The sequence below is a fragment of the Pedobacter suwonensis genome, from assembly GCF_007833675.1.
GTDB lineage: Bacteria > Bacteroidota > Bacteroidia > Sphingobacteriales > Sphingobacteriaceae > Pedobacter > Pedobacter suwonensis.
Window position 1 is genome coordinate 4,814,340 of record NZ_CP031708.1, and the last position, 21,324, is coordinate 4,835,663.

Sequence of the window (21,324 nt, forward strand, 5' to 3'; positions counted from 1 at the left end):
CTCTCCCCGAATGTTTAAAATAGGCTCGCCTGGTTACTCGGAACCTTAAACAGCGTATGATCTAAAATAATGTCTTTTATATTTAAGCCATTTAAACGGCAATGTAATCTGAAATTATCCCTGATTATCTGCGAAATATTGCCATCGCCGCGCATGCGGTCGCCAAACCGGCTGTCATTTACATTACCGCCGTGGCAACTCTGAATGGAATGCCAGACTTTATCAAAGCGGTCCGGAAAATTTTTCAGCAGCCAATCTTCAAAGATCTGACCGATGGCACCATTGAGCCTTACTACCGTGTACCCCGCTTTAATGGCGCCAGCATTGGCTACTGCTTTTAAAATTTTTGGAATTTCATGGTCACTTAAACCTGGAACAAGAGGGGCAACCATTACACCCACAGGGATTCCATCCTTACTGAGTTCTTCTACCACCTTTAACCGTTGTTTGGCCGTTGTGGTACGTGGCTCCATTACCTGCCTTAAATCTTCATTCAAACTGTTGATTGAAACATAAACCATGCACAGGTTTAATTTGGCCATCTCTTTCAGAATGTCCCTGTCGCGCAGGATGAGTGAATTTTTGGTAATCATCCCAATCGGCTGTTTGTAGGCCAATGCAATTTCAAGCAACTGTCGGGTTAGCTTAAATTTTCTTTCGGCAGGTTGGTAGCAATCGGTATTGCCAGAAAGCGAAATGGTAGTGGCATCCCAGCCTTTTTTCTCCAGAAATTTTTTAAAGAGCGTTGGTGCATCTTTTTTGACGATTATTTTCCGCTCAAATTCTATTCCGGCGCTATAGCCCCAATATTGGTGCGAATTGCGGGCGTAACAATACGTACATCCGTGCTCACAACCTTGATAAGGATTTAGGGAATAGGCCATGCCAACATCCGGACTGTCGACCTTATTTACAATGGTTTTCGAATTTTCGAAAATGAAAGAAGTTTTACGATCACTTTCCTCCCAGTCGTCTATTCCTTCATCGTGCTCTTTTACATAAACATCTTTCAAAAATTTGTTATGTGGATTGACCTGTGCACCTCTACCCTTAAAATATTGATTTTCTCTTTCCCCAATCATAATTTAAAATTACTAATATTTTTAGTAATTTTAAGTATCAGTTGTGGTTACTTTTCAACAATTAATTTTAGATTGATCATCCATTTTCCGTCTTACCGCTCACATCTTATCGTCCATTATTCCTTCTTCGGGAGTGGAACATAATCCATTGGTACCATATCGGCCACTTTCTCATATGCCCAGTAACCTTCATAAAGCAACGAACGGGAATCGTAAATGCCACCATTCTCGTAAAAACGCACACCTTCGCCGGTTAAGTTCGCTACTGAAATTTCATTTTCCGGTACATCCAGTGGCCTGAAGATCCAGAAGCCTGTTTTGGAGTATGCAAGAGATTCTTTCTCCTTGGTATACTGAATCAAAAGGGCATCAGTATAGCTCAGGTACTTCAAATTCTGGTTGTAGTTATGTACTAGAGTATCTGTAAGTACTTCCGCCCTCGAAAATTTATCAATTGTTTTAGGCATTTCCTGTTGTTTCGTCCAAAAAGCAAGTAAGGCGGTATCTATTTTCCCTTTCATTTGTCTGATGCCTGTTTTCTCAGGTACGGCTTTAATTTTTGCTAAGTTGGCATTGATCACGTACTGCGGATATCGATTAGGATTGGGAATTTTGATCATTTTATTAATGATGAAACCTTCTTCCTTTGTTTTATTGGCATAGAGTGAGCGGAAAAAATGTTGTGAGGAGCCATAATAAGCCAATTCTCTTGCCGCAATATACTTTTTCTTTTTGGCCGCCGAAGCTTTTAATTCTTCAAAAACGGATGGCCAGAATAAAAAATGATGTGTGTACGGGAATTATACTCAAAATGATCAAGCATATATTTTAGGCGATAGCCCAATGCTTTATTTTCGACAATTAAAAATTCGGTAGTAGATACCGTTAAGGTACTTCTGGTAATATCGAAATCTACATTCAGAACCTGAGGATTTAATATCCTGCATTGAGCTGCATTTGGTGTCTTACCAATAAAAAATTCTTTAAACTGGTTGATATATTTCTGTCTGTTCGGGTCAGCCCTGATTACTACTTCATCAAGCTGTGCAACATTCTCTTTCAAAACCAGCTCTACCTGAACTGATTTATCAGAAATGATAACACTTTTAGAATAGGGGAGGTAGCCAACAAGCTGCACAAGCAGGTCGTAACTGCCAGGCTTTAGATTTGAAAGTTTAAATTTTCCATCGTTATCGGCAACTGTTGCAATCTTATATCCGCTTAAGTAGATACTCGCGCCAGGCAATCCATCTTTTTTATCCCTAACTACGCCACTGATTGAGAAGGTATTTTGAGCAATGGCATTAGTACCCAACATGATCAGTATACAGGCTACTAAGAGGTTTTTAATCATGGAGACGAATGTACCCAAAAGGCAGAATATTTATTAAAATCGCTAAAATTTTTTAACAAATTTAACATTTGATATGGATCGTCAATGCCACTTTCCCCGCGTGTATAACGAAGGATCTTTTATCACGCAATTTATCCAAACCAGGCCTGATTTAGCCTGTTGCATTTTAATGGCATGGTCCCAAAACCCTTAATCGTGTTACCGGCACTGCCAGCTAAACCCGACCGTAGTGAAAAACCCACAGCCCGAAGCATGAGGGCGAGGATTTGTAACAAAGGGCGGGACGATCGGAACCGATTAGCAGTGCGCTTGCTTTCCAAAAAATATTTTATTCAAATCCTGGCGGGCGGCTAAGCCCAGATAATTATAAATAACCTGAGTTTGATTATTAATATTGTCTTTCGTTAACTTATATAGGTTATTTGATTAAGAGGCCGTCACCCTGAATTCATTTCAGGGTCTTTCCTGCTAAAAAGATGCTGACCACGGAGTAGCTACAAGGCCATTGAAAATATTATTTCTACTTGTAAAACAAGTTCAGCATGACGAATCGGCCAGGGATGGGTCGTTTATAAGGCAGTATTTTAATTAAATAATTATCGAGTTCAGGTAAATAATAAATTGCTGTAGTGCTAAGCCTAGCGAAGAATCTTTTTCAAGTTAATCATTAAGGCATTCTGATAAGCAATTATCTTTTTGTTTTCAAACAAATTAGCAGTGCACTTGCTTTCCAAAAAATATTTTATTTAAATCCTGGCGGGCGGCTAAGCACAGATATCGAAACACTACATTCCTATTTTTTCACATCAACCTGCGGTAAATAATCCATTGGCACGCTATCTGCAATTTTTTCCCATGCCCAATAGCCGGCATAAAGCATAGCGCGTGGATTATAGATTCCACCATTCGCATAAAAATATACCGGTGCTATTTGAAGGGTAATGGTCGATACCTGATAATCGGGCATATCCAAAGGCCTGTTGATGGATAAGCCTATACGGTTGGCAAATAATGCATCTTCCTTTTCTTTAGTATAGATAATATAAAGTTTATCAGTAAAGTTTATGCTTTTAACGTTTTGGTTTTTGATATGAACCAAGGTGTCTTGTGCAACAGGACTGCGGCTTAAAATGGAAATACCATCAGGTAGGTTTTTCTGTCTGATCCAATAGCTGAGTGAGTCTCCTTGATTAAAATTTATTTTTTTTTGTAATAAGCCTCCCTGCAGCTTTGTTAAACGTTTAATATTTGCGTTTATGATACTATCGGCAGGTTTGTCGCGATTTGGCTGGGTAATTAATTTGTTGATGATAAAACCTTCTTCAGTTGCCCTGCCATTGTAGAGCGATGTAAAAAAATGCTGTGGGGAACCCAGGTAAGCGGTTAAGCGTTTCTTTGCCCATATCTTTTTTTTCCGGGCCGATCCTTTTAAATCTTCATAATAAGGAAATCCTTCATAATAGATGATCTTCGTTCGGCTACTGTACTCAAAATTATTGACCAGGTATTTTATCCGGTATCCCAATGCCTGGTTCTCGATAATTAAAAATTGATTTGTCTTAACCGTGAGCTTCGCTTCATCTCTGTCGTAATCAACCAATAGCACATTCGGATTGATCATTTTACACTGTTGGGCATTTGGCGTAGTACCAATAAAAAAATCTTTGAACATGGCGATATAATGGGCCCTGTCCGGATCTGGTTTAATGGTAACTTCGCTTAACTGGGTAATACTTTCTTCTAAAACCAGATCGAGTTTTATCGCCTTATCAGCTATAATAATGCTTTTATTTACCGTTTTGTAGCCGATTAATTGTACTAAAATATCGTAGTTTCCAGGTTTTAAGGGAAGAGTATAATTGCCATTATTATCTGTTACAGTAGCCATTTTATAACCACTTACATATACGCCTGCACCAGGTAAAACTTCACCACGTTTATCTTTAACTGTCCCCGAAAGCACGTAATTTTGTTGGGCGAAACAAATTTTAACGACCAGGGAGAAGAATAAAACTGAAAAAGATTTCATTGTATAAATATAAACTAATTTATTAGTTTATATTTAATTCATAATGTAAAATTATTGGTGTTTTCTTATTAGGGCCTGTCTGATAAATATGAAATTGTTAGTGGGGATCAGGACAATAAATTAAGCCAATAGTTCTTTGGCATTTTCTATAGCCGATGCACCCGGATTTTTACCACTTAACATTTCGGCAATTACCTCAATACGTTCTTCCTGTTTAAGTTTACGGATGGCAGTAGTGGTTTTTCCGCGGTCTTCATGTTTATGAACATAATAGTGTGATCTGCCTTTGGCCGCAATCTGTGGCAGGTGTGTAATGGAGATTACCTGCATGTTCTGGCCTAAATCGGAAATGACCTCTCCAACTTTTAGCGCAGTTTCCCCGGAAATTCCGGTATCAATTTCATCAAAAATAATGGTCGGCAAGGAAGTATGTTTAGCCAGTAAAGCTTTAATGGCTAGCATTAAGCGTGATAACTCGCCACCAGACGCTACTTTATTTACCGGTGCGGGCGCCTGTCCAGCATTAGCTGTAAATAGCAGGTTTATTTCATCTAAACCATCTTTATTTAATTCGCTAAATACTTTTTGGTCTAAAACCAGTTTTGCATTTAGCATGCCCACTCTTTTTAAGGTCAAACTGGTTTGTTCTTCAACTACTTTAATCGCTTTTTTGCGGTTGGCACTTAACTGTCCGGCCTGCTGAAGTAATACTTTTTGAAGTTGATCTATTTCTTTCTGCAGGTTTTCGATATGCTCATCAGAAGATAAGAGTTTGTTGAGATTTTCTTCCAGTTGCTTTTGAAACGCTAATAATTCGGTATTGTTAGCAACGCGATGTTTTTGCTGCAGTGAATAGAAAAGATCCAGCCTTTGATTAACAATTTCCAAAAGATCGGCACTGTGGATGGTATTTTCTTCTATGGCAGAAACCTCATCGGTAATATCTTTTATTTCGATAATGGAGGAGCGTAACCGTTCGTACAGCACATTAATTGCAGGATCAAATTTTTCGATACTTTGTAACTGTAAAGAAGCTTCTTTTAAAATCTGGAGAGCGGAAGGCTCACCTTCGCTAATTAAACCGGAAGTGGTGAGTAATGCTCGTTTTATGGTTTCGGCATGGGTTAACCGTTCTAATTCCTGTTCTAAATCTTCCTGCTCGCCATCCTGTAGTTTTGCCTGTTCCAGTTCGTTGAACAGAAACTGTTCATAATCCTGTTTATTCCTGGCCTCGTCTGCTTCGGCTACCAGTTTCTTTAACAGGCTGCTATCATGCTTAAGCTTTTTAAATCCGCGGCGGTAGTCAGTCAATAATGATTTATGGTTGGCCAGTGCATCTACAATCAACAGTTGAAAATCGGTATCGTTAATTTCCTGTGTAGCATGTTGTGAATGGATGTCGATCAGCTTTTCGCCAATCTGTTTTAGGATGGATAAATTTACAGGCGTATCGTTAATGAAAGATCTTGTTTTGCCATCTATTGATATTTCTCTCCTCAGGATGCTTTCGTTTGAGAAATCAAGATCATTTTCTTCAAAAAGACCTTTCAGGTTTTCATCTGCCAAATTGAAATTGCCTTCAATAACACATTTTTTGTCCTGGTTAAAAAAGTACTTGCTTTCTGCCCGCTGACCTAAAATTAGCGACAATGCGCCAAGTATGATCGATTTACCAGCGCCGGTTTCACCTGTAATAATATTCAAGCCTTTATCAAATTCGATATCCAGACTATCAATTAATGCGTAATTACGTATAGAAAGTTTTTGTAGCATGCTAAGCAAAAATATTAAAATTTATTCAACAGGACTCTACAAAACAAAAACAGCGAAGAATAATCTTCGCCGTTCATGATTTGTTTGGTTTATGTGTTGTTATTTGATAGCAATGTTAATAGTATTGTCAGTAGCAATTTTTAAGTTGGGTACCTTAAGATAAGTTTTTAAGGCCAATTGATCAGCATTTGTAAAGTCTGATTTTTTATAGGTTACCACCGCATTTAACGTATTAAGCGCTTTATCGGCACCTGTAAAATCTTTATTTTGATACAAAATAACTGCTGGATTAACCTTTGAGCTTTTATTACTACCTTCAAATTTTTCTTTTTTCTCTTTCTGTTCTATTTTTTCCTTTAATTCTTTTACCTCATTGTCAAATTTTTCTTTCAATCTTTTATACTCTTCCGTTTGTTTCACTTTATTATTCGAGTCATCATTCAATTTTAGAAAAATACCGTCTGAAAGCTGATAATCTTTTCCTGATTTTAAGGTCTTCACGCTTAGATTTTCAATTTGAGCCTTAAATTCCGGAGTATTTATCGTAGCCGCCAGATCTTCGCCTATTTTTTTCCATTGTGCCTGTGCTTCTGGCGATGAGAATTGTTTGTTCATATCTTCAGCAAATTTTTTCCACTTCGCCTGCGCCTCTGGTGAGCTATACTGTTTGGCTACATCTTCACCAAACTTTTTCCATTTGGCCTGTGCTTCTGGCGAACTGTATTGTTTGGCCACATCTTCACCAAACTTTTTCCATTTGGCCTGTGCTTCTGGCGAACTGTATTGTTTGGCCACATCTTCACCAAACTTTTTCCACTTCGCTTGTGCTTCTGGAGAATTGTATTGTTTGGCTATATCTTCACCAAATTTTTTCCACTTGGCTTGTGCTTCAGGAGAGTTGAATTCCTTGTTGATTTTGGCAAATAACAGCGAATCGTCTAATTTAAATTTAAAATTGCTATCAGCACGCAGTCTATAAATATTTTTACCTGCAAACAGTTCGTCCCTGTAAAAATCTCTCTTTAGGCTATCCGGCATTTCTTTTACCGAGTTATATTCGGTCTTTTTACCATTAGCATCAATGGTCACAATTTTAATTTTACGTTTTTTTGTGGTATCCGTGTAAACAACGGTTTTCAGATCATTGTGGTTGATGACACTTAAGACTTCAATTTTTGTTTTTTGGGTATCTTTTTTATTTTCTGTTGGATTGATCCAGGCAATAGAAAACAGGCAAGCTACTCCTAAGGTCAGGGCTGCCATTTGCTGTTTGGCGTTTAAATAATTTGTTTTCATGTTGGTTATTCTTTTTATGCGTTGATACAAATTCTGGGTTTTGCCTGTTGCCGCCAATGCATAAGCCGGACTGTTTTTGTCTTTTAATAGTTCCAGTTTAAGTAGGGCATGGGCATAATTAAGTGGTTTTCCGGTAATCTTTAATACCAGGTCATCGCAGGCATGCTCGCGTTCAATGTGTATAAACCTCCCTGCCATCCATACAAATGGATTATAAAATAATAGGGTTTCAATAGCTGTTTTAATCAGGTTTAATAAAAAGTCGTTTCTTCTGATATGTGATAATTCATGAATGAGTATCGCTTCCACCTGGTCATTGTCTAATTGGTTTACCAGGGCCAGTGGAAATAATACAACGGGTTTCAAATAACCGATAACCAAAGGCACATTAACAATAGAAGAAATGTGAAACTGAATAGCTTTGTTAATTTTAAGCCGGGCCGTTACATGGTCAAAAATAACTTTCCAGCTATCGGGTATTGCACTTAAACTTTCTTTTTTTAGTTTGGAAAGCTGTCTATAACCTTTAATAATAACAAACAACTGAAGCACAATACCAATGGTGTAGAATATAACTACTGTAGGGAAGTATTGCTCTGCCTTGCTGCTAAAGGTTGGTGGTAAGTTATTAAGGTATTGGTATACCTGTATATCCTGAGCTTTGATTGCTGATGCATGCGTGTGTGCATGTGACATTAAATAGTGTATGAAATTATAGCCAAAGCCCATAAACATTAAAATGATGGCACCAAAAGCAAGGTTATGCTTATGTTTTGCGGCCAGTTTTGGGATGCCAAGCATGATAATAAATAGGATACCATAAATGATGGCGCTTTGCCAAAGCGAATTTAAGATGCTCCAGCCAAATGCTTTGATGAACTGTTGTAATAAAGTTTCCATAACGGTGGTTTTAATTTTTTATACGGATATCGTCCGAAATCTTAATGTTTATTAGGGATCTAAACCCTACACCTTCCAACCTTCAGCAATAGCCTTACTTTAGGCTATCCAAATATTTTTTTATTTCGTCAATTTCTTCTGCACTGGCGCTGTGGTTACCCAGGGCCTGCATCACTAGTCTCGCTGCAGATCCGTTAAATACATTATCGATCATTTTGTTTACCAGTTGTTTTTCCGTTTTATCCTGACTAACAAGTGCTTTATATACGTGTGTTTTTTGGGTAGTATCTCTGTCGACCATGCCTTTCTCATGCAAAATCTGCATCAGTTTTAAAGTAGTGGTGTAACCAGAGTCTTTTTTATTTAATGCCTCATGAACCTCTCTTACCGTTGCATTCCCCTTTTGCCAAAGCACCTGGAGGATTTCCATTTCACCTTCCGTAGGTTTGATGTTATAATTATCCATATGTTACAAGTTGTACGAATTGTTTCGTATTCAAATGTACGAAGATATTCGTAATATCAAAATATTTTAAAAAATTTTTAATCTATTGATTGTGGAAACTGGTTAATCGGTTAACATTTTTGTAAGAAGTATCTGATGGGATGTATCCTGATTATTGGGCATTAAAAAGGAACCTGCCTTGTGAAAAACCAGTTTGCGTGATTAAACCTGATTGATGTGGATACCGGCCTGTTTGTAAGGCCTGCAGACGTATAAACGAAAGCAGGACTGCGTTTAATTGAAATGCTAAAATTGCTTTCTAACATTAATCACAAACAAATAGAGAAACTACCTAGCGGTTAACCATATGATGTACAATTAACCGATTTAAACAATTAACCAGTTAACCAACATATTAATTCTTCTTTAACCCTTCATATTTACCAATGTTTGCCGGATCAATTTCTGCCAACATGTTGTAGGCTTTCATACGTTCTTGTCCATTAAGTTTAGAAAGTACATTGGTTACTTCTTCTGCTTTGGCAGCAAAGTAAACATTAGGAAAGATAGAGCCGAGTTTCTGTTTATCCATTTGCTGTAGTGCGGGCAAGGCGGCAACAATCTGCGCTAAGCCCTTATCCTGATCGGTTAGCTGATCAAGGCCGCTTAAATGATAACTGTAGATGAAATTGCGCAGTTCTGCAAAAATGGGGTTTAAAACATTTTCATTAAACCAAAAACGATTACGTAAGCCATCGGCAGCTCTCCAGCCGGTATTGCCCGAGGCTTGTGCAAGGTTGATGATGTTCTGTGCTTTTTTATAAAAAGGAGTGCCACCCATTTTGCTAAAACTATCCTTATCCATCCCGATAATGGTGTAGGCATAATAAGTGAGTAGCGCACTGATATTTGAAATATAATTCTGGTCAGAGAAGTCGATTGTAGCCCCATCGTTAAAGTTGAAATCGAAATTCTTATCACTCATATTTAACAAAGTGCTATTATAAGAACTGTTAAAAACGGGGCGGCTGCTTTGAATTTGCGCTTCGGCAGTATAACCAGAGCCACCATCCCACGAATTGATGGTGATGACGAAACTACAATCTATACGCTCCTGCGGCTTATAACTTTCGTTGCTGAATTTGTTGTTGTTCAAAAAATCGCGGATTGTTTTTTGCAAAGCGTCTAAAGTTGGTTTGCTGATGTTCGAAACCTGGGGAGCCAGTAAGGTTACCCGAGCGTTTAGTTCTTGCGCCTGTAGCTTTCCAAAGCCCACCAATATCAGTATCCAAACAATCTTTTTTATCATTTCACAATTTTTAAAATGGCAGTACAAATATCTTTTGCAACATCTGTTTTCGATTTCATTTCAAATACAGTCCGTTCTAAAGCTTTGTTAAAAATAGTAATTTTATTGGTATCTGATTTAAAACCTGCTCCTTTATCATTCAAAGAATTTAGCACCACCAGGTCTAGATTTTTCTTTTCCAGTTTGCCTTTGGCATAATTCTCTTCGTCGTTGGTTTCTAAAGCAAATCCAACCAAAATCTGTTGCGGTTTTTTTGCCTTACCTAAATAAGCAAGTATATCTGTTGTTTTTTCCAGTTCCAAAAACAATCCGCTATCATGCTTTTTAATTTTTTGCGTAGCAACCTGTTTAGGCCGATAATCGGCCACAGCTGCGCACATCACAGTAATTACTGTTTCTTCAAAAGCAGCGGTACAGGCCTCAAACATTTCCTGCGCACTTACCACATCTATCCTTTTTAACGTTTGACTGGCTTTTTGGGCAGTTGGTCCGGCAATTAAAGTGACATCAGCACCCAGTTTGGCCAACTCATCAGCCAGGGCAAAACCCATCTTACCTGAAGAATGGTTGCCTATAAAACGTACCGGATCGATAGCCTCATAAGTAGGCCCGGCGGTTACCATTACCTTTTTGCCAAACAGGGGTAACGATTTCTTCACAGAATTATCCAGGAAAGTAACAATTTCTTCCGGCTCGGCCATTCGGCCTTCTCCCCAAAGTCCGCTGGCCAGTTCGCCGTTAGCCGGAGCAATAACCGTATTACCAAAACTGGTTACACGACTAATGTTGCTTTGGGTTGTTTCGTGTTTCCACATATCCAGATCCATAGCCGGGGCTACGTAAACCGGGCATTTTGCCGAAAGATAAACAGCCGTTAATAAATTATCGCAGATTCCTGTTGCCAGTTTGGCTAAAGTATTGGCGCTTATCGGAGCGATGATAATTAAATCAGCCCATAAGCCCAGTTCAACATGATTGCTCCATACGCCGGTTTCTTCTTCGAAATATTGTGTGTAAACCGGATTTTTAGAAAGCGTAGCAAGGGTAAGTGGTGTAATGAAATGAGCACCATCAGGGGTAAGGATAACCTTTACGTTTGCGCCAGCTTTTACGAGCAGCCGAACCAAAAATGCCGACTTATAAGCCGCGATGCTACCGCAAACGCCAAGGATTATATTTTTATTTTTTAGCATAATGCGCAGAGTAGATAAGGCATGGAGCATAGAGCGTAGTGCTAAACGCTTTGCCCTAAACGCTATGCGCTATGCAGTTATTTTTGTTCTTTAGCAGGGTTTCTGTGGTAAACTTTGCCATTCAAAAACTCATCCATAGCAACTAAAACAGGCTTTGGCATTCGCTCGTAATGCTTGCTGATCTCAATCTGCTCACGGTTTTCGAAAATTTCTTCCAAATTATCGTTGCTAGAAGCAAATTCTGCCAGTTTACCGTGTAACTCTTCTTTAACGTTGTTCGAAATTTGATTTGCCCTTTTCGCAATTACCACTAACGATTCGTATAAGTTATCAGTAGTTTTATCTAAATCGTGTACGTTTCTGGTTACTGTAGTATTGGGTACAGCAGGTTTGTTAGTATTCATCTGTTACTTGTTTTTAATATCCGTATTATCTGCATTCGTTGGTTTTGTAGAAACAGTATCCTTTAATTTACCTGTTCTAATCAACATCTGCTTGTATTTTTCCTGATCAGCAGCATATAATGCCAATTCTTTTTTTGTAGCCGCAATTCCTGCTTCAACATCACTTTTAAGCGCTTTTGCATCTTTAGCAAATTTACTGTCAGGGTGGTTTTCTGTAAATTCAGTATATAAAGAAAGTGCTTCATTGTAACGGTCTTCCTGACGGATGATGTAACTGTTTTTTGCGTATAAATATTGCGCCTTTATCATCAGGAAATCCATTTCCTCAGCATATTTAATGTCTGGGAAATCTCTTTGTGCATTTTTTAAGGCAATAACAGCTGCTCTATAATTATCTACATTACTTGGTCCTGTAGTTAAATACATTTTAGCATTTTCAAAGGCTTTATCCTCTAATTTCCCCCTTAATACCGCAATATATTTTCCGGCAGCAGCAGCACGATCGCTGGTAGGGTATAGGTTAATGAATAATTGTAGCGCATCAATAGCCTTATAAGTATTTTCCTGGTCTAAAGAGAAATTTGGCGACTCTAGGTAATAGCAGTATGCTGCCATGTATCTGGCTTCTTCAGCATTCTTACTTGCCGGGTAGGTGTCTGCAAAACTTTTAAACTGGTACCTCGCTGTGGTATAGTCACTTAATCTATAAAGGGTATAAGCATAATAATAGTTCAGGTCTTCTGCTTCTGCACGACCACGATATTTTTGAGATAGGTCCTCAAAAAGTACTAATGCCTTACTGTAATCGCGTTTATTATACAAACGAAGTGCCTCTTGGTATTTTTTTGCAACGTCATTGCTCGCCCTCAATTTCTCGAAACGACTTTTACAGCCCGCCATACCCAAAGCGGTAATAAATACTAAAATAATTAAGTGTTTAACTTTAAACATTCTGCAAAGATAATTAATAATACGATAACATCAATAAAAACAATTGGCCGCTAAGCTATGCAAAGCAATTCAGTACAAATATACAGTTAACAATTTTTAACATATATAAGTATCGCTCGTATATGTACATATATTGTTGTTGGTTTTAGCAAAGCAGGGTCAGTGGTACTATATAGGCATGTTCCCGCTATTTGCTCCAAATCCTCGCTGCGCTGCGGGTTTTCCGCTGCTATCGGGTTTAGGTGGGTAGTTTCTTCCGAAGTTTCAAGTGGCTTGGCGCAGGGGGACTTCGGAAGTTTAGTGGGTTTCTCCAGCCGATCCCTTATCCTGAGCGTAGCCGAAGGATCTTTTTTTCGTCCTGGCTACCGGACCTTATCAGATCCTGGAACTGTTCAGGGCGGTGGTAAACAGGAAAAAGGCATAATTGTTTTGGCTGGTCGAAAAATATTTCCCATTGAAAACCATTTACTTACGCTGAAATGAACAGCATTTAATAAATATCCTTTGGTGTTTTACGGATTTTTCCTACTTTTGCATCCCGCTTCGGAGGAAGGGGTTTGTTGAAAAAATGGCTTAGAGAGATGGAGGGCGATATTATTTTAAAATAAATATTGCTTAAGAGAAAAAGATTGCTACCTTTGCAGCCCGGTTCGGAAGAACGGAAAGCTGGTGAACACCGGCATATTGAAACAGAGGGAGAGAAGAAAAAGCAATCAGAAAAATAAAAATTATTTTATTTGGAAGTTCGAAAAGATTCCTACCTTTGCACTCCCAACGGAAACGAAGGGAAAACAAAGAAAGATCAGGTAGCGGATGTTACGGCGATCAGCAGAAAAGATTGAAACAGACGGAAACGCGTTCAGGACAAACAAGACCTGGACGAACTGAAATCTGGAGATATATAAAGACGGGCCGCGAGGCAACAACAGTCGATAAGTTCTTAAAAGAGATGTCAATGTAGCGCAGTGAGGTAATGAAGTACGTATTCAAGTACAGAATGCCTGACTGAATTTTAAAGTCAATGTCTGACAGACATAACAAAAAAGAAGACTATTTTTAACGATAGTTAAAACTGGTCAGTATTGAACAACACATTTTACAATGGAGAGTTTGATCCTGGCTCAGGATGAACGCTAGCGGCAGGCCTAATACATGCAAGTCGAACGATACTTTCCAGCTTGCTGGAGAGGAAAGTGGCGCACGGGTGCGTAACGCGTATGCAACCTACCTTCATCAGGGGGATAGCCCGGAGAAATCCGGATTAATACCGCATAAAATCACAGGATGGCATTATCCAATGATCAAACATTTATGGGATGGAGATGGGCATGCGTGTCATTAGCTGGTTGGCGGGGTAACGGCCCACCAAGGCGACGATGACTAGGGGATCTGAGAGGATGGCCCCCCACACTGGTACTGAGACACGGACCAGACTCCTACGGGAGGCAGCAGTAAGGAATATTGGTCAATGGAGGCAACTCTGAACCAGCCATGCCGCGTGCAGGAAGACTGCCCTATGGGTTGTAAACTGCTTTTATCCGGGAATAAACCTAAATACGTGTATTTAGCTGAATGTACCGGAAGAATAAGGATCGGCTAACTCCGTGCCAGCAGCCGCGGTAATACGGAGGATCCAAGCGTTATCCGGATTTATTGGGTTTAAAGGGTGCGTAGGCGGCCTGTTAAGTCAGGGGTGAAAGACGGTAGCTCAACTATCGCAGTGCCCTTGATACTGATGGGCTTGAATGGACTAGAGGTAGGCGGAATGAGACAAGTAGCGGTGAAATGCATAGATATGTCTCAGAACACCGATTGCGAAGGCAGCTTACTATGGTCTTATTGACGCTGAGGCACGAAAGCGTGGGGATCAAACAGGATTAGATACCCTGGTAGTCCACGCCCTAAACGATGAACACTCGCTGTTGGCGATACACAGTCAGCGGCTAAGCGAAAGCGTTAAGTGTTCCACCTGGGGAGTACGCCCGCAAGGGTGAAACTCAAAGGAATTGACGGGGGCCCGCACAAGCGGAGGAGCATGTGGTTTAATTCGATGATACGCGAGGAACCTTACCCGGGCTTGAAAGTTAGTGAATGATTTAGAGATAGATCAGTCCGCAAGGACACGAAACTAGGTGCTGCATGGCTGTCGTCAGCTCGTGCCGTGAGGTGTTGGGTTAAGTCCCGCAACGAGCGCAACCCCTATGTTTAGTTGCCAGCATGTCATGGTGGGGACTCTAAACAGACTGCCTGTGCAAACAGAGAGGAAGGAGGGGACGACGTCAAGTCATCATGGCCCTTACGTCCGGGGCTACACACGTGCTACAATGGACGGTACAGAGGGCAGCTACATAGCAATATGATGCGAATCTCACAAAGCCGTTCACAGTTCGGATTGGGGTCTGCAACTCGACCCCATGAAGTTGGATTCGCTAGTAATCGCGTATCAGCAATGACGCGGTGAATACGTTCCCGGGCCTTGTACACACCGCCCGTCAAGCCATGGAAGCTGGGGGTACCTAAAGTATGTAACCGCAAGGAGCGTCCTAGGGTAAAACCGGTAACTGGGGCTAAGTCGTAACAAGGTAGCCGTACCGGAAGGTGCGGCTGGAATACCTCCTTTCTGGAGTAGCGTTGACTACTCACTGCGCAACATGATATTTCTAAATAAGGTAGAGGGTAAAGAGGTAGAAGGTATAGGGTTCAAGGACCATATCGTTCAAGCTGATACCATATACTTTATAACAAAGAGAAAAAAAAAGAAACACCCAGAAGAAAACGGTGGGCATACTATAAGGGTAAGCTTAACGGATGAAGCTGAGGTTAGCAAAGGAAAAGCGGTAGCGGTAAGATACTATATACTGCATCAGATGCTGCCCAAAGCAAAGTCCCGTAGCTCAGCCTGGTTAGAGCACTACACTGATAATGTAGGGGTCTCCAGTTCAAATCTGGACGGGACTACCATTGAAGTTTACAATTGGCGGTTTGCAGTTGACAGTTACCATAACTGAAAACCTGGAACTGAAAACTGATAACTACACTCTGGGGGATTAGCTCAGCTGGCTAGAGCGCCTGCCTTGCACGCAGGAGGTCAACGGTTCGACTCCGTTATTCTCCACCATTAAAGGTTGAGGGCTGAAAGGTAGAAGGTTTAGGGTAAGACCCATGGCACTACCGGCCACGACAGAAAACAAAAAAACGAGTTTACCTGGATCGGTAACATACATTGACATAAAGAGAGAAAAGAAGAAAACGCCACGGGGCACATACATTACAAAAAGTATGAAACGGTTCGAGACCGCAGTTTTTCACTAACAAGGTTAAGCAGAGGCTTAGGCGCAGGACAATGAAACCCTCCACCTTTATACCCTCTACCTTTAACCTCGGTAAAGTTCTTTGACATATTGGAAGAAGTTAAAAAAGAAGAGCAAACAACAATAGGCGACTGTTGTGTTTGTGCTCACCAGGCGGAGTAGCAATACGATGTTAGGTATGAGACATCATAACAAGAGCAAAAAAGCATACCATGCGGCGCAAAAGGCGCATGAGTAGAAGAAAGTAAGAAAGAGTACACGGGGGATGCCTTGGCTCTCAGAGGCGAAGAAGGACGTGATAAGCTGCGATAAGCTCCGGGGATCTGCAAATAGGAACTAGATCCGGAGATTTCCGAATGGGGCAACCCGGCATGTTGAAGACATGTCACATATAATGAGCAAACCTGCCGAACTGAAACATCTAAGTAAGCAGAGGAAGAGAAAATAACAATGATTTCCTGAGTAGTGGCGAGCGAAAGGGAAAGAGCCCAAACCTACCTTGTTACGGCAAAGTGGGGGTTGTAGGACTGCAACGTGGCATTGGTAAACAGAAGTGGAACGGGATGGGAAGCCCGGCGATACATGGTGATAGCCCAGTACACGTATAGAATACCAGTCTAGCAGTATCCTGAGTACCGCGAGGTCGGAGACGCCTTGTGGGAATCAGCCGGCACCATCCGGTAAGGCTAAATACTCCTGAGAGACCGATAGTGAACCAGTACCGTGAGGGAAAGGTGAAAAGAACCCCGAACAGGGGAGTGAAATAGAACCTGAAACCGTGTACTTACAAGCGGTCGGAGCATCCAAGTGGTGTGACGGCGTGCCTTTTGCATAATGAGCCTACGAGTTACTCTTCTCTGGCAAGGTTAAGTGCTTCAGGCACGGATCCGAAGCGAAAGCGAGTCTGAACAGGGCGTATAGTCAGAGGAGGTAGACGCGAAACCTTGTGATCTACCCATGGACAGGTTGAAGGTGCGGTAACACGTACTGGAGGACCGAACCGATAAACGTTGAAAAGTTTCCGGATGATCTGTGGGTAGGGGTGAAAGGCTAATCAAACTGGGAAATAGCTCGTACTCCCCGAAATGTTTTTAGGAACAGCGTCGGCATCGAGTTACATAGAGGTAGAGCTACTGATTGGGTGCGGGGGAGTCAAATCCTACCAAATCCAGACAAACTCCGAATGCTATGTAATATGGCCGGCAGTGAGGCGCGGGGTGCTAAGGTCACGCGCCGAGAGGGAAAGAACCCAGACCATCAGCTAAGGTCCCCAAGTTACGGTTAAGTTGAACTAACGAGGTCCGATTGCACAGACAGCTAGGATGTTGGCTTGGAAGCAGCCATTCATTTAAAGAGTGCGTAACAGCTCACTAGTCGAGCGATCGGGCATGGATAATAAACGGGCATTAAACCGTACACCGAAGCTATGGGATTGAAATATATCGGTAGGGGAGCATTCTATGTGCAGTGAAGGTATCTGGTAATGGGTGCTGGAGCGCATAGAAAAGCAAATGTAGGCATAAGTAACGATAAGGCGGGCGAGAAACCCGCCCACCGAAAGGATAAGGTTTCCTGATCAACGCTAATCGGATCAGGGTCAGTCGGGACCTAAGGAGAACCCGAAGGGGAAATTCGATGGACAACTGGTTAATATTCCAGTACTTTTTATAACTGCGATGTGGGGACGGAGTAGTGACACTGCCGCGATCTGACGGAATAGATCGTTGAAGGCTGTAGGTATATCGAACATAGGCAAATCCGTGATCGATGCTGAGCGCTGATAGTACCAAGGACCTTCGGGCGATTGGATAGTGCAGGTAATCAGACTTCCAAGAAAAACCGCTAAGCTCCAGGTTATAAAAACCCGTACCGCAAACCGACACAGGTATCCGGGAAGAGGATTCTAAGGTGCTCGAGTGAATCATGGCTAAGGAACTCGGCAAAATGGCCCTGTAACTTCGGGAGAAGGGGCGCTGACAGCAATGTCAGCCGCAGTGAAAAGGCCCAGGCGACTGTTTAACAAAAACACATGGCTTTGCAAAATCGAAAGATGAGGTATAAGGCCTGACACCTGCCCGGTGCTGGAAGGTTAAGAGGGGATGTCATCGCAAGAGAAGCATTGAATCGAAGCCCCAGTAAACGGCGGCCGTAACTATAACGGTCCTAAGGTAGCGAAATTCCTTGTCGGGTAAGTTCCGACCTGCACGAATGGTGTAACGATCTGGGCGCTGTCTCAGCCATGAGCTCGGTGAAATTGTGGTCCCGGTGAAGACGCCGGGTACCCGCAACGGGACGGAAAGACCCCATGCACCTTCACTACAATTTAACATTGACATTGGGTACAGGATGTGTAGGATAGGTGGGAGGCTATGAATCGGTGTCGCCAGGCATCGTGGAGCCAACGTTGAAATACCACCCTTTCTGTATTCGGTGTCTAATCCCGCTAAGCGGGAGACATTGTTTGATGGGTAGTTTGACTGGGGTGGTCGCCTCCAAAAAGGTAACGGAGGCTTTCAAAGGTAAGCTCAGTACGCTTGGTAACCGTACGTGGAGTGCAATAGCATAAGCTTGCTTGACTGTGAGACATACAGGTCGATCAGGGTCGAAAGACGGATATAGTGATCCGGTGGTTCTGCATGGAAGGGCCATCGCTCAAAGGATAAAAGGTACGCTGGGGATAACAGGCTGATCTCCCCCAAGAGCTCATATCGACGGGGAGGTTTGGCACCTCGATGTCGGCTCGTCACATCCTGGGGCTGGAGAAGGTCCCAAGGGTTCGGCTGTTCGCCGATTAAAGTGGCACGCGAGCTGGGTTCAGAACGTCGCGAGACAGTTCGGTCCCTATCTGTTGTGGGCGTAGGAATTTTGAGTGGGGCTGACCTTAGTACGAGAGGACCGGGTTGGACCAGCCTCTAGTGAATCTGTTGTTCCGCCAGGGGCATTGCAGAGTAGCTACGCTGGGAATAGATAAGCGCTGAAAGCATCTAAGTGCGAAACTAGCCACGAGATGAGAATTCCATATAGGACCGTAGCAGACTACTACGTTGATAGGCTACAGATGTAAAGGTGGCGACACCACAGTCGAGTAGTACTAATCATCCGAAGCTTTCAAAGCAAACAGAACTGTTGTTTGTTCTTCATGCTAACTTCTTTCAATAATATGTCATTTGAGGCCGGAAGGCGGAAGGCATAAAGGCGGAAGGTTTACCCTCTACCTTAATACCCTCCCTCCCTCAACCTTAAATAAAAATATTCAGGTGCCTATATCGGTGGTGTCCACCTCTTCCCATTCCGAACAGAGAAGTTAAGCCCACCAGAGCCGATGGTACTGCGGTAACACGTGGGAGAGTAGGTCGGTGCCAGATCTTAAAGAGAAGCCCTTCAGCAGTAATGTTGAAGGGCTTTCTTGTTTTATCAGCAAAGGGCATAGGGCATAGGGCATAGCGGTTTCCCGGCGTTAGGGGGTTAGGGCGCATAGCGGTTCCCCGCAGATTACGCTGATCTCCGCTGAAAGCATTCCATCATCCGTTTTACATTTTCCATCTTTACTCCTCTATTTTCTGTCCCGGGTTAAATAGCCCTGATGGGAGCGGCATCCCTTTTGGCTAAGAAAATTTGTTTAAAAAATAAGGTTTCCAAAAGGATAGAGCGCACAGCAGGAACGGAGCCGGCCCAAACGCTCGGGACACTGCGCTCCAAGACCAAGAGGTATTTAAACCATTAAGGAGTTGAGAAAAGTTAAGGTTGTGCTCCCGCAGAAAACGCTGATCTCCGCAGAGACCATTCCATCATCCGTTTACATCTTCCATCCTTACTCCTTTATTTTATGTCCCGGGTAAAACAGCCCTGATGGTAGCGGCATCCCTTTTGGATAAGAAAAATTGTTTAAAAAATAAGGTTTCCCAAAAGGATAGAGCGGACAGCAGGACGGGACCTATCCCAAATGCTCGGGACATTGCGCTCCAAGACCAATAGGTATTTAAACCATTAAGGAGCTGAGAAAAGTTAAGGTTGTGCTCCCGCAGAAACGCTGATCTCCGCAGAGACCATTCCATCATCCGTTTTACATCTTCCATATTTTACGTTATGTTCCTGATTAAATAGCCCGGATGATGCGGTATACCTTTTGGGCTGGAGATTAAAATTATTTCTCTTAAGGTTGCCAATTATCGTTAAATTTAAAACTGATTAATACTAAATATGTTTAATATCACAAGGTTTGCCACAATATTTGGTTATCTTTGTTTTTAATAAAAATATAATCATAAGTAATGAGTTTTTTTGCAGATAAAAGAAGGGAAGTAATGGTGCATATCGAAACGTATATGCTGGAGATGATGGATACCTATCTTAAACCAATTGATACGAACTGGCAACCATCTGATTTCCTTCCTGACTCTACGAGCGAAACATTTTATCAAGATATCAGAATTTTAAGGGACAATGCAAAGGACCTTTCTTACGATCTTGTAGCGGTATTGATTGGCGATACGATTACTGAAGAAGCTTTGCCTACTTACGAATCGTGGTTATCAATGGTGCAGGGGCCGAGTATGAAAGAAGATGGTGGCTGGATGAAATGGAACAGACACTGGACTGCTGAAGAGAACCGCCATGGCGATTTATTGAATAAATATTTATACTTGTCTGGTCGCGTAGATATGCGCCAGATGGAAATCTCTACACAATACCTGATTGCCGATGGTTTCGATATTGGTACTGGTCATGACCCTTATCGCAACTTTATTTATACGTCTTTTCAGGAGATGGCAACCAATATTTCTCACCGAAGGGTAGCTTCTTTAGCCAAAAAAGATGGTGATACTTTATTATCGAGAATGTGTGGCGTAATCGCTTCTGATGAGGCGAGGCACGCCAAAGCTTATAAGGATTTTATGAACCGTATTTTCGAGGTCGATCCTAATGAAGCCATGCTGGCTTTTGAAGACATGATGCGTAAAAAAATTGTCATGCCTGCGCATTTCTTACGTGAGGTAGGTTTAAAAATAGGTCAAACATTTGGCCACTTTACAGATGCTGCGCAACGTTTAGGTGTTTACACGGCGATTGATTATGTTGAAATTATGCAGCAGTTAATCGAGGATTGGAAAATTGAAGGCATGCGTGATTTAAATGAAGCAGGTGAAAAAGCACGTGATTATATTATGGCATTGCCTTCGCGTTTATTACGTGTTGCAGAACGTATGAAAAATCCAACGATTGATTATAAATTTAGCTGGATTGCCGGATAGTCGGTTGAAAAAATATTTGGAGTCC

At 41.7% G+C, this 21,324-nt stretch carries 12 protein-coding genes, 2 tRNA genes and 3 rRNA genes; 6 read left to right on the plus strand and 11 right to left on the minus strand.

Going from position 1 to position 21,324, the window contains the following annotated elements:
- Positions 1-14 precede the first annotated feature (14 nt).
- The 11 genes from DV942_RS19840 to DV942_RS19885 form a co-directional block, all read right to left on the minus strand.
- Positions 15-1,082: a PA0069 family radical SAM protein gene (locus tag DV942_RS19840; RefSeq protein ID WP_090988280.1), complete on the minus strand. Its 1,068-nt coding sequence runs from the start codon at positions 1,080-1,082 to the stop codon at positions 15-17.
- A 116-nt stretch (positions 1,083-1,198) separates the two neighbouring features.
- On the minus strand, positions 1,199-1,702 hold the full coding sequence (locus DV942_RS23885) for a hypothetical protein (RefSeq protein WP_244950752.1): 504 nt from the start codon (positions 1,700-1,702) through the stop codon (positions 1,199-1,201).
- 128 nt (positions 1,703-1,830) lie between these two features.
- Positions 1,831-2,436, minus strand: a complete 606-nt coding sequence (locus DV942_RS23890) for a carboxypeptidase-like regulatory domain-containing protein (RefSeq protein ID WP_244950753.1) — start codon at positions 2,434-2,436, stop codon at positions 1,831-1,833.
- Between the two features lie 793 nt (positions 2,437-3,229).
- Entirely contained in the window at positions 3,230-4,465 is a 1,236-nt protein-coding gene (locus DV942_RS19850) for a carboxypeptidase-like regulatory domain-containing protein (protein WP_145860434.1), read from the minus strand.
- A 120-nt stretch (positions 4,466-4,585) separates the two neighbouring features.
- The gene (gene recN, locus DV942_RS19855) at positions 4,586-6,238 is read right to left on the minus strand and encodes a DNA repair protein RecN (RefSeq protein WP_145860436.1); all 1,653 of its coding nucleotides are present in this window, start codon (positions 6,236-6,238) and stop codon (positions 4,586-4,588) included.
- Positions 6,239-6,337: 99 nt separating this feature from the next.
- Entirely contained in the window at positions 6,338-8,434 is a 2,097-nt protein-coding gene (locus DV942_RS19860; RefSeq protein WP_145860438.1) for a M56 family metallopeptidase, read from the minus strand.
- 94 nt (positions 8,435-8,528) lie between these two features.
- Positions 8,529-8,900, minus strand: coding sequence for a BlaI/MecI/CopY family transcriptional regulator (locus tag DV942_RS19865; RefSeq protein WP_090988290.1), 372 nt, complete (start codon positions 8,898-8,900; stop codon positions 8,529-8,531).
- 394 nt (positions 8,901-9,294) lie between these two features.
- Entirely contained in the window at positions 9,295-10,188 is an 894-nt protein-coding gene (gene porD, locus DV942_RS19870; RefSeq protein WP_145860440.1) for a type IX secretion system protein PorD, read from the minus strand.
- Positions 10,185-11,381: a bifunctional phosphopantothenoylcysteine decarboxylase/phosphopantothenate--cysteine ligase CoaBC gene (gene coaBC, locus DV942_RS19875; RefSeq protein ID WP_186462363.1), complete on the minus strand. Its 1,197-nt coding sequence runs from the start codon at positions 11,379-11,381 to the stop codon at positions 10,185-10,187. The genes porD and coaBC overlap by 4 nt, the downstream gene beginning before the upstream one ends.
- A 77-nt stretch (positions 11,382-11,458) precedes the next feature.
- A complete protein-coding gene (locus DV942_RS19880) occupies positions 11,459-11,785 on the minus strand; it encodes a DNA-directed RNA polymerase subunit omega (protein ID WP_090988294.1) in 327 nt (108 codons plus the stop codon).
- A 3-nt stretch (positions 11,786-11,788) separates the two neighbouring features.
- Positions 11,789-12,736, minus strand: coding sequence for an outer membrane protein assembly factor BamD (locus DV942_RS19885; protein WP_145860442.1), 948 nt, complete (start codon positions 12,734-12,736; stop codon positions 11,789-11,791).
- A 1,098-nt stretch (positions 12,737-13,834) separates the two neighbouring features.
- On the opposite strand from DV942_RS19885, the gene DV942_RS19890 reads away from it, so the two are divergent.
- From DV942_RS19890 to DV942_RS19915, 6 genes are all read left to right on the plus strand, one after another.
- Positions 13,835-15,356: ribosomal RNA gene (locus DV942_RS19890) — 16S ribosomal RNA — on the plus strand.
- Between the two features lie 263 nt (positions 15,357-15,619).
- Positions 15,620-15,697: transfer RNA gene (locus DV942_RS19895), tRNA-Ile, on the plus strand.
- Between the two features lie 80 nt (positions 15,698-15,777).
- Positions 15,778-15,854, plus strand: a tRNA-Ala gene (locus DV942_RS19900).
- A 431-nt stretch (positions 15,855-16,285) separates the two neighbouring features.
- Positions 16,286-19,161: ribosomal RNA gene (locus tag DV942_RS19905) — 23S ribosomal RNA — on the plus strand.
- Between the two features lie 139 nt (positions 19,162-19,300).
- Positions 19,301-19,412: ribosomal RNA gene (gene rrf / locus DV942_RS19910) — 5S ribosomal RNA — on the plus strand.
- The 16S, 23S and 5S rRNA genes sit together here with 2 tRNA genes alongside, the layout of an rRNA operon.
- 906 nt (positions 19,413-20,318) lie before the next feature.
- Positions 20,319-21,299 carry an acyl-ACP desaturase gene (locus DV942_RS19915; RefSeq protein WP_090985332.1) on the plus strand — a complete coding sequence of 327 codons (981 nt, stop codon included), beginning with the start codon at positions 20,319-20,321 and terminating at the stop codon, positions 21,297-21,299.
- Positions 21,300-21,324: the final 25 nt, after the last annotated feature.

Excerpts from the sequence above, each read along its gene's own strand:
- DV942_RS19840 (WP_090988280.1), bottom strand. The coding sequence starts at position 1,082 with ATGATTGGGGAAAGAGAAAATCAATATTTTAAGGGTAGAGGTGCACAG.
- DV942_RS23885 (WP_244950752.1), bottom strand. The coding sequence starts at position 1,702 with ATGATCAAAATTCCCAATCCTAATCGATATCCGCAGTACGTGATCAAT.
- DV942_RS23890 (WP_244950753.1), bottom strand. The coding sequence starts at position 2,436 with ATGATTAAAAACCTCTTAGTAGCCTGTATACTGATCATGTTGGGTACT.
- DV942_RS19850 (WP_145860434.1), bottom strand. The coding sequence starts at position 4,465 with ATGAAATCTTTTTCAGTTTTATTCTTCTCCCTGGTCGTTAAAATTTGT.
- recN (WP_145860436.1), bottom strand. The coding sequence starts at position 6,238 with ATGCTACAAAAACTTTCTATACGTAATTACGCATTAATTGATAGTCTG.
- DV942_RS19860 (WP_145860438.1), bottom strand. The coding sequence starts at position 8,434 with ATGGAAACTTTATTACAACAGTTCATCAAAGCATTTGGCTGGAGCATC.
- DV942_RS19865 (WP_090988290.1), bottom strand. The coding sequence starts at position 8,900 with ATGGATAATTATAACATCAAACCTACGGAAGGTGAAATGGAAATCCTC.
- porD (WP_145860440.1), bottom strand. The coding sequence starts at position 10,188 with ATGATAAAAAAGATTGTTTGGATACTGATATTGGTGGGCTTTGGAAAG.
- coaBC (WP_186462363.1), bottom strand. The coding sequence starts at position 11,381 with ATGCTAAAAAATAAAAATATAATCCTTGGCGTTTGCGGTAGCATCGCG.
- DV942_RS19880 (WP_090988294.1), bottom strand. The coding sequence starts at position 11,785 with ATGAATACTAACAAACCTGCTGTACCCAATACTACAGTAACCAGAAAC.
- DV942_RS19885 (WP_145860442.1), bottom strand. The coding sequence starts at position 12,736 with ATGTTTAAAGTTAAACACTTAATTATTTTAGTATTTATTACCGCTTTG.
- DV942_RS19915 (WP_090985332.1), top strand. The coding sequence starts at position 20,319 with ATGAGTTTTTTTGCAGATAAAAGAAGGGAAGTAATGGTGCATATCGAA.